We start from the raw sequence: 12600 nt of genomic DNA, 5'->3' as shown, positions 1-12600 counted from the left end.
GCCCGGTCAGTCCTCGTCGGGTTGGTCGAACAGCATGGTCTCGAGGTCGGCGAGCATGCCCTCGCCGTCCGCGACCACATCGGCGTTGTCGGTGCGCACGCCGTACATGAGCCAGCGCAGCAGCGCCATCTCCGACGACAGCCTCGCCCGGTCGAGCAGATGCGGGTCACGCGTCTCGCGCCGGCCCATGCGGTAGGCCTCGACGATCGAGTCGAGGATGTCGTCGGGTGCCGCCGCCACGAGCCACGCGAGATCGTCGGCGGGGTCCGCCACGCGGGCATCCATCCAGTCGACCACGCCGCGCACGCTGTCCCCGGCGACCATCACCTGGTGCTCACCCAGGTCCCCGTGCACCACGGTGGGCTCGAACCGCCACCAGGCGACGTTCTCGAGTTGCTGCTCCCAGCGGTCCGCGAGGCGCGGCGGAACCTTGCCGGTCTGCATGCCGGTGTCCAGCTCCGAGAGCCGGCGCTGGCGGTACTCGTCCGCGTCGTACGTGGGAAGGCCCTCGTCCTCGACGAGCGACGGGGGGAGCTCATGAATCTCGGCGATCGCGCGGCCCACCGCAGCCGTGAGTCCGGGGCCCGGCTCCAGGCGCGACAGCACCAAGGGCGCCCCGGCGACCTCCGAGTAGACGATCGCTCGCCCATCGGTCACGGGTTCCATCTGCACCGAGCCGCGCGGGCGGGGCACATCGAAGGACAGCAGTCCCGTGTCGTGCGCGCGGCCCAGGGCCTTGAGAAGCGAACTTTCGGCCTCGAGGGCGGCGCCCGCGGCGGCGCGGCGCGGCGCCCGCACAATCCAGCGCGTCCCGGTGGCGTCCTTCACCACGACCACGTCGAAGTCCGCGTCCGAGTGCGGGCTACGCAACACGTCGTAGACGTCGAGGCCGGGAACGGCGGCCGACGCGAGCGCGGCGAGCGCGAGCGGAGAACGAGGCACGCCCTCACGCTAGAGCCAAAACCTGGCCCTCGCCACGCTCCACGCCGCTCGGGTGGCACCGCGCGGTGCCGTAGCGTGGACCGAGTGAGCGCCCCGACCTACCTGATCGATCCCCTGGTCGTCGACCGTCAGGCGCATCGCCGCGACGAGGTGGACCTGTTGACGGCCGATGCCGTGGTCGCCTCTCGAGGGGCCGTCCTGGCTCGCGGTGGCCGGCTCGTGGCGGTGCCGGGCGCCGCCGTCGAGCAGCCCGCGTTGCGTGCATTCCTTGGGTCATACGAGGGGCGCGACGTGGGGCTCGCGGTGCCCGCGGACGTCGAGGACGCCCGCGCGGCGTTAGCCGCGATGAAGGACGGTGCCGAGTGGGTGCCGCTGCGTGCCTTCATCGCCCAGGTGGAGTCGGGCCCGGTGGGCCAGGCTCACCGCGAGCTCGCGACCACGGCTGTCGCACTGGCCGCGTGGCACGACTCGCACGGCTGCTGTGCGCGCTGCGGCGCGCCCACGGTTGCCGCTCAGGGTGGCTGGGTGCGCCACTGCGAGGTGGATGGCCGCGACCACTATCCGCGCACCGATCCGGCGATCATCGTCGCCGTCACCGACGCCGAGGACCGGCTGCTGCTGGGGCACGCCGCGCACTGGTCCGAAGGCCGTTACTCGCACCTGGCGGGATACGTCGAGCCCGGCGAGAGTTTCGAGCAGGCCGTCCATCGTGAGGTGGCGGAGGAGGTCGGCGTCGAGGTCGCCGACGTCACGTACGTGGCCTCCCAGCCGTGGCCGTTCCCCGCCTCCGTGATGGTGGGCTTCCGCGCTCGCGCGACGACGACGGAACTGTCTCCCGACGGCATCGAGATCACCGACGCCCGCTGGGTCTCGCGCGCCGAGTTCGACGAGGAGGTGCACGCGCAGCGGATCGTGCCGCCGCCCGTCGGCTCGATCGCGCGCAGCCTGCTGGAGGACTGGCTGGGTGGGTCCGCCGCAAGCGGCGCCGCCGACGATGTCACCGACAACTGACACCATGGCCTCGATGTCCGCAGACGAAATCCTCGAAGCCCTCGATCCCGAACAGCGCCAGGTCGCGACCGCGCTGCACGGTCCCGTGTGCGTGCTGGCCGGTGCCGGCACCGGCAAGACCCGTGCCATCACGCACCGCATCGCCTACGGCGTGCGGGTGAACGCCTACAACCCGCAGTCCGTCCTCGCGGTGACGTTCACCGCCCGGGCGGCGGGGGAGATGCGCCAGCGGCTGCGCGCGCTCGGAGCTCCCGGTGTCCAGGCGCGCACCTTTCACGCCGCCGCGCTGCGGCAACTGAGCTACTTCTGGCCACAGGTCATCGGAGGGCAGATCCCGCAACTGGTCGAGCACAAGGCTCCCCTCGTGGGCCGCGCCGCGCGGGTCGCGGGCCTGCAGCCCGACCGGCTCACGGTGCGCGACCTCGCGAGCGAGATCGAGTGGGCGAAGGTCTCCCTCGTCGCGCCGGACGACTACGTCCGAGTCACCAGTGACGCCGGCAGGCCCGCCCCCGCCGGGGTGGAACGCCGCCAGGTCGTCGACGTGATGCGCGCCTACGAAGAGGCGAAGACCGAGGCGGTCGTGCTCGACTTCGAGGACATCCTCCTGTTGCTCGCGGACATCATCGGTCGCCACGGCGAGGTGGGCGACCAGATTCGCCGGCAGTATCGCCACTTTGTGGTCGACGAGTACCAGGACGTGTCCCCGCTGCAGCAGTTCCTGCTGGAACAGTGGATGGGCGAGCGCAACGAGCTCTGCGTGGTGGGAGACCCCGCCCAGACCATCTATTCCTTCGCCGGCGCGAGCCCTCAGCACCTGCTCGGGTTCACCCGCACGCACCCTGGCGCGACCGTGGTCCGCCTGGTGCGTGACTACCGGTCCACGCCGCAGGTGGTGAACCTTGCGAACGGCCTGATGGCGCAGCGCGGCTCGGCCGGGATGGGGGTCGAGCTCGTGTCTCAACGACCCTCGGGACCGGATCCCCACTACACGGCGTATGAGGACGATGGCGCGGAGGCGGCGGGGGTGGCCGAACGCATCGGCCGGCTCGTCTCGGCAGGCGTCCCCGCCTCCCAGATCGCCGTGCTGTACCGCATGAACACCCAATCGGAGGCCTTGGAGGAGGCGCTCAGCGCTCGCGGCATCGGCTATCTGGTCCGCGGCGGGCAGCGCTTCTTCGACCGCGAGGAGGTGCGCAGGGCCATGGTGCTCCTGCGCGGCGCCGCCGTGGCGCCCTCGGACGAGCCCCTCGGGTCACAGGTGAGGTCGGCGCTCAGTGACGCCGGATGGAGCGAAGAGCCCCCTGCAGCTCGTGGAGCGGTGCGCGAGCGATGGGATTCGTTGCAGAGCCTGGTGCAGCTCGCCGACGACCTGGACGAGGACGCGGGCAGCGTCATGACCATGCGGGAGTTTGTCGAGCACATGGTCGAGCGGGCACAGGCTCAGCACGCGCCGGCCGTCGACGGCGTGACCCTCACCACCATGCACGCCGCCAAGGGCCTCGAATGGGACGCGGTGTTCGTGATCGGATGCTCCGAGGGGCTGCTGCCCATCAAGATGGCTGAGACCCCCGAGGCGATCGAGGAGGAACGCCGCCTCCTCTACGTCGCGATCACCCGCGCCCGCGAGCACCTGCACCTGAGCTTCGCGCGCGCCCGCAAGGAGGGCGGGCGGGCCACCCGCAAACGCACGCGCTTCCTCGACCGCTGGTGGCCGGATGCAGTCCGGCCTCAGCAGCGGCGAGCGTCGGCCAAGGAGTCCCTGGGCGCCCTCGATGCCGAGCAACTGCGGCTATACGAGTCCCTCAAGGCGTGGCGGCTCGCGGTCGCGCAGGCGGCCTCAAAGCCCGCGTTCACGGTCTTGGTGGATTCCACGCTGGTGGAGATCGCCAAGAAGCGGCCCGGGACGCGCGCGGCGCTCGCGGCCATCCACGGCATCGGCGCATCGAAGCTCGACGCGTATGGCCAGCAGGTGCTCGAGGTGGTCGCCGAGCACTGACTCGTAGGCGGGAGTTGACGGTTCGACGAGCACTGACCGCTCTGCGATCGTCCGGTGCTCACACCCGCGCCCTATCGCGAATGAAACCGCGCTCGCCTGGCCGCGAGGGCGTCGCCGGGTTCGCCGGCGGCCCCGCAGCGGCAGTCGGGGTGGGGCGACGCCGCGAGGATGGTGACGGCGCCGGCGTGGGAAATCCGCCAGCCGTGATGCGGCTGGTCGTCTGACTCGTCCTTGGGTTCCTGCGGCGCGCCCGCGCCGTGCAGGCATGCGTGCGCGGCGAGCGCCGCGGCCGTGATGACGGAGCGGCCAGGGGCGGACGGGGCGGTGGTGGCGAGCTGGGCGGCAAGCCACGGCAGCGCCGGATCGTCGGGCACGGCGGCGAGGGCCAGGCACGTCCCGCAGGCCGTGGTGCCTGGAATCACCACATGGCTGACCTCGATGCCGTGCTCGTCGGTCGTGACGATGAGGTGGCGCTGATCGCGGGCCATCAGCACGGCTGCGTGCGGTGGAGCGCAGCCCACGGCGACGAGCACATCGACGTCGCACGGCCCCTCTGCCGGCAGCACGCGGGCGGGGGCGTGGGCCGCGCGCAGGGCGCGCAGGGCCCACCACGAACGCGTGGTGCCGTCCGGCATCGGCGTGGTGTCTCCAGCGAAGCCGACGGTCATCCCCAGACGGGCGGCCGATGCGGCGATGGCCACCCCCAGCGTGCCCGTGTGATGAACGCGAACGCGGGGTAGGGGTGGGACCTCGTCGCGGGCCAGCAGCCCCGCGGTGCGAAGTCGCTCCACGATCCGGTGGTCCGCGTCGTTGGCGGCGCCGCCCGCGCCGCTCAGGCGGCCCAGGAGTGCGCGGTCGGCGCGGGAGACGTCATGGAACAGCACAGGTCGGCGCCACCCGACCTGGAGGGCCCCATCGGGGCGCTCCAGTACCGGCACACCGGGACGCAGTCGGGGGCCTTCCATGCGATCAGCATGGCGGCCGCTGTCACGGCGTGGGGGTTTTCCACAGGGGCGACCACGGTCGGTGGTGGGGACGGCACACCGACGCTGCAGGCCGTGAAGACGACGACGGCCCGCCCCCACAAGGGGCGGGCCGTCGTGAAACCTGTGCGGTGAGGCGAATTACGCCTTGCCGAGGATGCGGTTGAGCTTGGTGCCGCACTCGGGGCACACAGCCTTCGCCATGCGGCGGCCGTTCTCCGAAACAACAACGTCACCCTCGGTGGTGCGCTTGTCCTTGCACTTCACGCAGTAGAACTCGCCCTGGTACTTGTCGGCCATTCGGCTTCTCCTTCTCTTCTTCGCGCGCCATGAACTGAGCGCGCACGGTGGTGGCCACGGGGGCCGATCAGGACCCAGCGTAGACGGGGACGGGGCATTTGCCGCACAGGCGGCCCGTTCCGTGTCGCCGCTGGGCCACGTTCAGGGGCGGTCGGCGCCGCCTTCGCTGGGGCTGTCGCCATCGTCACGAGTGGGAGGCGCGGTGTCATCGCCGGAGGCGCCGCTCAGGAACGCTTCCAGTTCACGGTCCATGTCGTCGGTCTCCGTGCCGCCCGAGACCCACCGCTGCACCCACGCCGCCCGGTCGTCGAGGTCGGCGCCCGTGGGCAGCAGGTCGGGGTGCGACCAGATGCGATCGCGGGACTCGGGGCCGGCGGCTAGCGACACCTCGCGCCACAAGGCCGCCGCCTCGCGCATGCGGCGTGGGCGCAGTTCGAGGCCCAAGAGGGTCTTGAACGCGTCCTCGGCAGGGCCGCCCGCGGCGCGCCTACGCCGGAGCATCTCGCTCAGTTGTCCGATGGAGGACAGGTGCGGGGCTGCAGCGCGCATGGTGATGTCGTCGACCCAGCCCTCGATGAGCGCGAGGAGCGTCTCGATCGACGCGAGGGTCTCCTCCTGGAGCTCCGAGTGCCGCGGGCTGAAGATGCCCTGGGTGAGTGCGGCCTGCAGCTTGGCGGGGTCGGCCACGCCGATCTCCGAGACGGCCTGGTCGAGGGCCTCGAGGTCGATCGTGATCCCGGACGCGTAGCGCTCGATGAGGTTGTGAAGGTGGCCGGGCAGCCAAGCCGCCGCGGCGAACAGCCGCACGTGGGCGGCCTCCCGCAGCGCGAGAAAGGTCAGCACCTCGTCGTCGGGAATGTCGAGCCCCGCCGAGAATTCGGCGATCACGCTCGGCACGAGCGTCACGCGGGGCTCCGCGAGCAGCGGGAAACCGAGGTCGGTGACCCCGAACGTCTCCCGTGCGGCCTGGCCGGCGGCCTGACCCATGTGCATGCCACACACCGTGGGGCTGATCGACTGCACGAGCGCGCCGGCATCGGCCCCCTGCAGACCCATCGCCTCGATGGCAGAACCCGAGCCGTCCTCGCCGCGCAGGATCGCGCTCAGCGCGCGCGACACACTGACGGCCACCGGGCCGGCGATCACGCGCCACGTGGGCAGGGTTGCCTCGACCCATTCGGCGCGCGAGACCACCTGAGGCTCGCGGCCCGTCGGATCGAAGTCGGTGGCGGCGTCGAGCCAGAGCTGTGCCCGGGAGATCGCGGAGCGATGAGCCTGCGCCACCTGCGCGCTCACCGTCGGGTCGCCACCCTGCGCCGCCACTCCTCGGGCGACATCGTGCGCCAGGGTCCAGTTCACGTCCTGACCCTGTGACTGCGTCACGAGCGAGCGGATCTGCGACAGGACGTGATCCATCATCGCGGGGTTGCCGAGCATGCCGGAAGCCTGCGCGAGCGCACTGGGATCCATGCCCATGCGTTCAAGCTCGGCCAGCGCCGCCTCGGCGTCGTCTCCGAACAGTTCGCGCAGCAGGCGCATCCACGGGGTGTTGTCGTCGCTCACGCACGCTCCTGAGGTCGCGACGCTCGCGCGCATCGCGAGTGTCGGGTCCACGGTAACCCGCACGGGGGCGAGTTAGGCGAGGCGTTCGCTATGAGCAATGATGGGTCGCGTGACGACCGATCCGGACCCCCTCGCGCCCGCAGAGCCGGACCCCTTCACGCCCATCGAGACGGAGCCCGGTCCCGGAGCGCGCCGAGACTTCACCCTCGCCCTCACCGGCTTGGGGGCGGCCCTACTTCTCGCGGTGCTGTCGATCCTGCCCGCGCGTTTCGCGATCGGCATGCCAGGCCCCACGTTCGACACGCTCGGCACGGATGAAGACGGCGCCGCGCTCGTGGAGATCTCGGGCGCCCCGACGTATGACGCCTCGGGCGAGTTGAGGCTCACGACCGTGTCGGTGGCGCGAGGCTCGTCGACATGGTTCTCCCTGGGCCAGGTCCTGCGCGGCTGGGTGGCGGACGACCGCTACGTGCAGCCCGAGGAGGCGGTGCTCGGTGACCCCGAGGACAGCGAGCAGGTGGAGCAGGAAAGCCAGCAGCAGTGGGTGACGTCCCAGGAGTCCGCGACGGTTGCCGCGCTCACCGCGCTGGGTCAGGAGGTGCCCGCCACGATCGAGGTTGCGGCGCTCACCGACACCACGAACGCCGACGGGTTGCTCGAGCCCGGCGACGTCATCACCGCCGTCGACGGTGAGCCCATCGACTCCTACACGGACCTGTTCGACTATCTCGAGCGTGTCACTCCCGGCGATGACGTCATGGTGACCGTGGACCGCGAAGGCACGAGCACCGACGCGACCTTCGCGACTCTTGACGACGGTGCCGGCAACGCCGTCATGGGCATCTACGTGGAGCCCCACTTCGAGATGCCCATCGACGTCACGGTGCAGATCGACAAGGTGGGCGGACCGTCCGCGGGGCTCATGTTCTCGCTGGCGATCATGGACAAGTTGACCGAGAAGGACGAACTCGGCGGCGCGCTGGTGGCCGGCACCGGCGCGATCAGCGCCGACGGCGACGTGGAGCCCATTGGTGGCATCCGGATGAAGATGCACGGTGCCAGGGATGCCGGCGCCGACTGGTTTCTCGCGCCCGTAGAAAACTGTGACGAGGTGGTCGGGAACATCCCCGACGGCCTGAACGTCTTTGCGGTGGACGATCTCGACGATGGCTATGCCGCCATCGAGGCCATCGGCGCGGGGGATACCTCCGGGCTGGCCACCTGCACCGCTGCCTGATTACGCTGGACCCCACCCGCCGCTGCTGACGACCAAGGACACCATCCGTGACGTTCGACGACCGACCTGACCGCCCGCAACGCCCCGCGTCGCCGGTCCCACCCAGGCGCCGCTCGCCGCTGCTTGTCGCCGGCATCGCCGTCGCGATCCTCGTGGTGGCGACCGTGATCGCCGCCAACGTGTGGACCGAGATCGCCTGGTACCAGCAGTTGGGCTTCGAGGGCATCCTGTGGACCCAGTGGGTCGCGCGCATTGTGCTGTTCGTGATCTTCGCCGTGCTTGCCGGCGGCGCCGTGTTCCTGTCCCTGTGGGTGGCCAAGCGGGTCAGGCCCGCCGCGGGTACGCGCCGCGGCGCGCTCGACCAGTACCGCGAGCAGATCGAGCCCATCGAGCGCGGCATCATGATCGCGCTGCCCATCTTCGTCGGGCTGATCGCCGGCTTCGCGATGGCGGCCCGCTGGCAGGACGTCCTCGCGTGGTTCAACCACGTGCCCTTCGGCGAGGTCGACCCGGAGTTCGGGCTCGACCTGTCGTTCTACGTGTTCACGCTTCCCGTGCTGCAGGCCTTCGTCGGCTTCTGGCTCGTCATCACGATCCTGTGCACGCTGCTGGCAGCGTTCGTCCACCTCCTGTACGGAGGCATCTCCGGCGGCGGACGCGAGTTCGTGGCCTCGGGAGGCGCCCGCATTCAGCTCGCCGTGTCCGGCCTGCTCGTGATGATCGGCATCGCCGCGAACTACTGGCTCGACCGCTACGCGCTGCTGAACGACAATTCGGGGGAGTACTACGGCGCGCTCTACACCGACGTCAACGCGATCCTGCCGGCCAAGGGCATCCTGTTCGGCATCGCGCTGCTGGTCGGACTGCTGTTCCTCGTGGTCATCTGGCGCGGCGACTGGCGTATTCCCGCTGTGGGAGTGTCGCTCATGGTGCTGTCGGCGCTGGTGATCGGCGGGGTCTACCCGGCCATCGTCCAGAACTTCCAGGTCAACCCCAACGCGCAGGACCTCGAGGCCGAATACATTCAGCGCAACATCGACGCGACCCTCGCCGCCTATGGGCTCGAGGACGTCGAGACCACGCCTTACGACGCGACCACCGAGGCGGAGGCCGACGCGCTGCGTGCCGACGCCGAGACGACCGCGCAGATTCGCCTGCTCGACCCCAACATCGTCTCGCCGGCGTTCCAGCAGCTGCAGCAGAACAAGCAGTACTACAACTTCACCGAGGAGTTGGCGGTCGACCGCTACGACATCGACGGCACCATGAACGACACGGTGATCGCGGTGCGCGAACTCGACCTCGACGGCCTGGGAGCGGAGAACCGCAACTGGGTGAACGACCACACGGTCTACACGCACGGCTTCGGCGTGGTCGCCGCCTACGGCAACCGCACCACCTCCGACGGACAGCCCGCCTTCTTCCAGGGCGGCATCCCCTCGACCGGAGAGCTCGGCGAATACGAGCCGCGCATCTACTTCGGTCAGACGCTGCCCGACTACTCGATCGTGGGCGCCCCCGAGGGCACCAGCCCGTGGGAGCTCGACTACCCGGACGACGACTCGAACACCGGCCAGGTCAACACGACCTACGACGGCGAGGGTGGCCCGAGCATCGGCAACATCGCGGAGAAGATCCTCTACGCCATCAAGTTTGGCGAGGAGCAGATCCTGTTCTCCGACCGCGTCACCAGCGAGTCGCAGATCCTCTACCACCGCGACCCGCTCGACCGCGTCGCGCGCGTGGCGCCGTACCTCGAGCTCGACTCGACCACCTACCCGGCGGTCGTCGACGGCGAGGTCGTGTGGGTCGTCGACGGATACACCACGACCGACAGCTACCCGTACGCGTCGCCGCTGCAGTCGAGCACCCTGTTTGCGGGCTCGGACAGCTCGCCGCTTCCGAGTGTGCTGAACTACATGCGCAACTCCGTCAAGGCCACCGTCAACGCGTACGACGGTTCCGTGACGCTGTACGCGTGGGACGAGAACGATCCGCTGCTGCAGACCTGGCAGAACGTCTACCCGACGAACCTTCAGCCCATCTCGGAGATCTCCGGTGACCTCATGAGCCACCTGCGCTACCCCGAGGAGCTGTTCCAGGTGCAGCGCCACCAGCTGCAGCGCTACCACGTGACCGATGCTTCGGCCTTCTACTCCGGCCAGGACACGTGGACGCTGCCCAACGACCCGACGGTCGGCGAGACCACGCTGCAGCCGCCGTACTACCTGACGCTGCAGATGCCCGAGCAGGACGAGCCGACGTTCTCGCTGTACAGCTCGTACATCCCCGGTGGTGAGACCAACCGCAACATCCTCACGGGCTACCTCGCGGTGGACTCGGAGACCGGCAACGCCGAGGGCGAGGTCGCGGACGGCTACGGCACGCTGAGGCTGCTTGAGCTTCCGCGCGACACCACCATCCCCGGCCCCGGTCAGGTGCAGAACAACTTCAACGCGGACTCCGACGCGCAAACCACGCTGAACCTGCTGCGTCAGGGTGACTCGGACGTGGTCAACGGCAACCTGTTGACGCTGCCGGTCGGTGGCGGCCTGCTGTACGTGCAGCCCGTCTACGTCCAGTCCTCCGAGGGCACGCGTGTGCCGCTGCTGCGCAAGGTCTTCGTGTCCTTCGGTGAGGAGATCGGCTTCGCCGACACCCTCCAGGAGGCCCTCGACCAGGTGTTCGGCCCCGGCGCCGCCCCCGAGGTGGACGAGGCCGACACCATCACCGCCGAAGGTGAGGTGACCGACGAGGCCGATGTCGACACTGGCGTGACCCCCACGCCCGAGCCGTCCGCGACCGCCGAGCCGACCCCGACCGAGACCGCCACCTCGGAGCCCGAGCCCACCGCGACCAGCGGCACCGACGACCGCGACATCGCGACGGCACAGGCCGACCTCGAGGCCGCCCTCGCCGACGCCCAGCAGGCGCTGCAGGACGGCGAGGCGGCGCTGGCCGACGGCGACTTCGCGGCCTACGGCGAGGCGCAGGACGACCTCGCCGCCGCGCTCGAGGCGGCCATTGCCGCAGACGACCGCATCACGGAAATCCAGTCCGCCGAGTAGGCGATTTGGTGCATCACCCCGCGTCGGGTAGAGTAATCAAGCCGACGCGGGGTGGAGCAGTTCGGTAGCTCGCCGGGCTCATAACCCGGAGGTCGCAGGTTCAAATCCTGTCCCCGCTACGAGATACGAAGGCCCGGACCACATGGTCCGGGCCTTCGTCGTTCCCCGTGAGTCAGAACCCGCTAGGTTCGCTGCGTGAGTACTGAACGGCGCATCGGCCTGCTGTCCGCGACCGGCATCGGCGTCGGCTCGATGCTCGGCGCCGGAGTCTTCTCCGACATGTGGGTCGACGTCCTCGCGGCGGGATCGTGGGCGCTCGCGGCGGTACTTGCGGCCGCGGCGGTCGCGCTCATGAATGCGCTCTCGACCGCGCAGCTCGCGGCCAGGTATCCCGTGGCGGGCGGGGCCTACGCCTATGGCCGTGCCGAGTTGGGTGCCTTCGCCGGGCACGTGGCCGGCGCCGCGTTCGTGGTGGGCAAGACCGTGTCGGTCGCGGCGGGGGCGACCGTGCTGGGCGCCTATGTCTTGCCAGGGCATGCACAAGGCATCGCGACCGCTGCGGTCGTGGCGGCGTGGGCGCTCAACGCGCGGGGAATCACGCGCACCGCCCGCGGGGCGACCGTGATCGCCGTCGTCGTCGTGGTTGCCTTGGTCGCGATCGTGGCCCTGGCGTGGGCGGGGGAGCCGGCCGATGCCGGGCCTCCCGTCCCTGTTCTTGCGGCCGATGCCGGACCTGCCGTGACCTTCTTGGTCGCCGTGGCGGCGTGTTTCTTTGCGTTCGCGGGGTACGCGAGGATCGCGACCCTGGGCGAGGAGGTCCGCGACCCGTCGCGCACCATCGGGCGCGCCATCCTGCTGGCGCTCGCCGTGGTGGTGGCGTTGTACCTGGCGGTTGCGGCGGCGCTGGTACGCCTGGGTGCAGATCGCCTCACTGCCGCCGTTGTCCGCGACGGCGACGCGATCATGACGACCGGCGAGGTCGCCCCCATCGAGCAGCTGGCCCGCGTGGGCGGCGTCCCGGTGTGGGTCGTGACGCTGGTCGCCTCGCTGAGTGTAGGCGGAGCGATGCTCGCGGTGATGGCAGGAGCGGGGCGCACCGCGATGGCCATGGCTCGCGAAGGGGACCTGCCACGGGCGCTCGCGCACACCGGGGCGTCGGGTGCGCCGTGGCGGGCGGAGGGCGTGGTCGCGCTCGCGGCGGTCGCACTGGTGTGGACGCAGGGCGCGAGCCTGGTGCTCGTGTCGGCGTCGAGCGTGCTGCTGTATTACGCGGTGGCCAACCTCGCGGCGGCGCGCCAGCGCAGGGCCGGACGCACGGTGGGGCTCGCCATCCCCGCCGTCGTGTCACTGCTGGGGCTCGCCTGCTCATTGGTCCTCGCAGCCGTGGCGATCGTGGGTGCCGGGGAGGCCTCCTGGCCGGTTTTCGCCATCGGAGGCGCCGTCATCGGCTGGCCCGCGGTGGCGCTCGTGGTCCGGCGCCGGCCACGCGTAACCTTCTAG

General features: G+C 70.4%; 9 protein-coding genes and 1 tRNA gene. 6 read left to right on the top strand and 4 right to left on the bottom strand.

Translation table 11 applies throughout. The features are described 5' to 3' along the window. Positions 1-6 precede the first annotated feature (6 nt). The gene (locus tag B7K20_RS04555; RefSeq protein WP_084100987.1) at positions 7-942 is read right to left on the bottom strand and encodes a phosphotransferase; all 936 of its coding nucleotides are present in this window, start codon (positions 940-942) and stop codon (positions 7-9) included. A gap of 84 nt (positions 943-1026) precedes the next feature. Between B7K20_RS04555 and nudC the strand changes: the two genes are divergently transcribed. After that, a complete protein-coding gene (gene nudC, locus B7K20_RS04550) occupies positions 1027-1953 on the top strand; it encodes an NAD(+) diphosphatase (RefSeq protein ID WP_234985714.1) in 927 nt (308 codons plus the stop codon). A gap of 13 nt (positions 1954-1966) precedes the next feature. Next, positions 1967-3949, top strand: coding sequence for an ATP-dependent helicase (locus B7K20_RS04545; protein WP_084101086.1), 1983 nt, complete (start codon positions 1967-1969; stop codon positions 3947-3949). Between the two features lie 71 nt (positions 3950-4020). Here the strand turns inward: B7K20_RS04545 and B7K20_RS04540 are convergent, their stop codons facing one another. From B7K20_RS04540 to B7K20_RS04530, 3 genes are all read right to left on the bottom strand, one after another. Then, on the bottom strand, positions 4021-4914 hold the full coding sequence (locus B7K20_RS04540) for a hypothetical protein (RefSeq protein ID WP_144018532.1): 894 nt from the start codon (positions 4912-4914) through the stop codon (positions 4021-4023). A 159-nt stretch (positions 4915-5073) separates the two neighbouring features. Then, a complete protein-coding gene (locus tag B7K20_RS13130) occupies positions 5074-5232 on the bottom strand; it encodes a DUF5679 domain-containing protein (RefSeq protein WP_143340430.1) in 159 nt (52 codons plus the stop codon). A 141-nt stretch (positions 5233-5373) separates the two neighbouring features. Next, on the bottom strand, positions 5374-6795 hold the full coding sequence (locus tag B7K20_RS04530; protein ID WP_159449321.1) for a zinc-dependent metalloprotease: 1422 nt from the start codon (positions 6793-6795) through the stop codon (positions 5374-5376). A gap of 109 nt (positions 6796-6904) precedes the next feature. On the opposite strand from B7K20_RS04530, the gene B7K20_RS04525 reads away from it, so the two are divergent. From B7K20_RS04525 to B7K20_RS04510, 4 genes are all read left to right on the top strand, one after another. Further along, entirely contained in the window at positions 6905-8032 is a 1128-nt protein-coding gene (locus B7K20_RS04525; protein WP_084101085.1) for a PDZ domain-containing protein, read from the top strand. A gap of 47 nt (positions 8033-8079) precedes the next feature. Further along, positions 8080-11100: a UPF0182 family protein gene (locus B7K20_RS04520; protein ID WP_084100978.1), complete on the top strand. Its 3021-nt coding sequence runs from the start codon at positions 8080-8082 to the stop codon at positions 11098-11100. 45 nt (positions 11101-11145) lie between these two features. Continuing rightward, positions 11146-11219, top strand: a tRNA-Met gene (locus B7K20_RS04515). Positions 11220-11295: 76 nt separating this feature from the next. Then, positions 11296-12600: an APC family permease gene (locus tag B7K20_RS04510; protein ID WP_200809022.1), complete on the top strand. Its 1305-nt coding sequence runs from the start codon at positions 11296-11298 to the stop codon at positions 12598-12600.

Origin of the sequence: Demequina sp. NBRC 110051, assembly GCF_002090055.1 — a bacterium.
Classification (GTDB): domain Bacteria; phylum Actinomycetota; class Actinomycetes; order Actinomycetales; family Demequinaceae; genus Demequina.
This window is presented reverse-complemented; position numbering and strand designations above follow the sequence as displayed.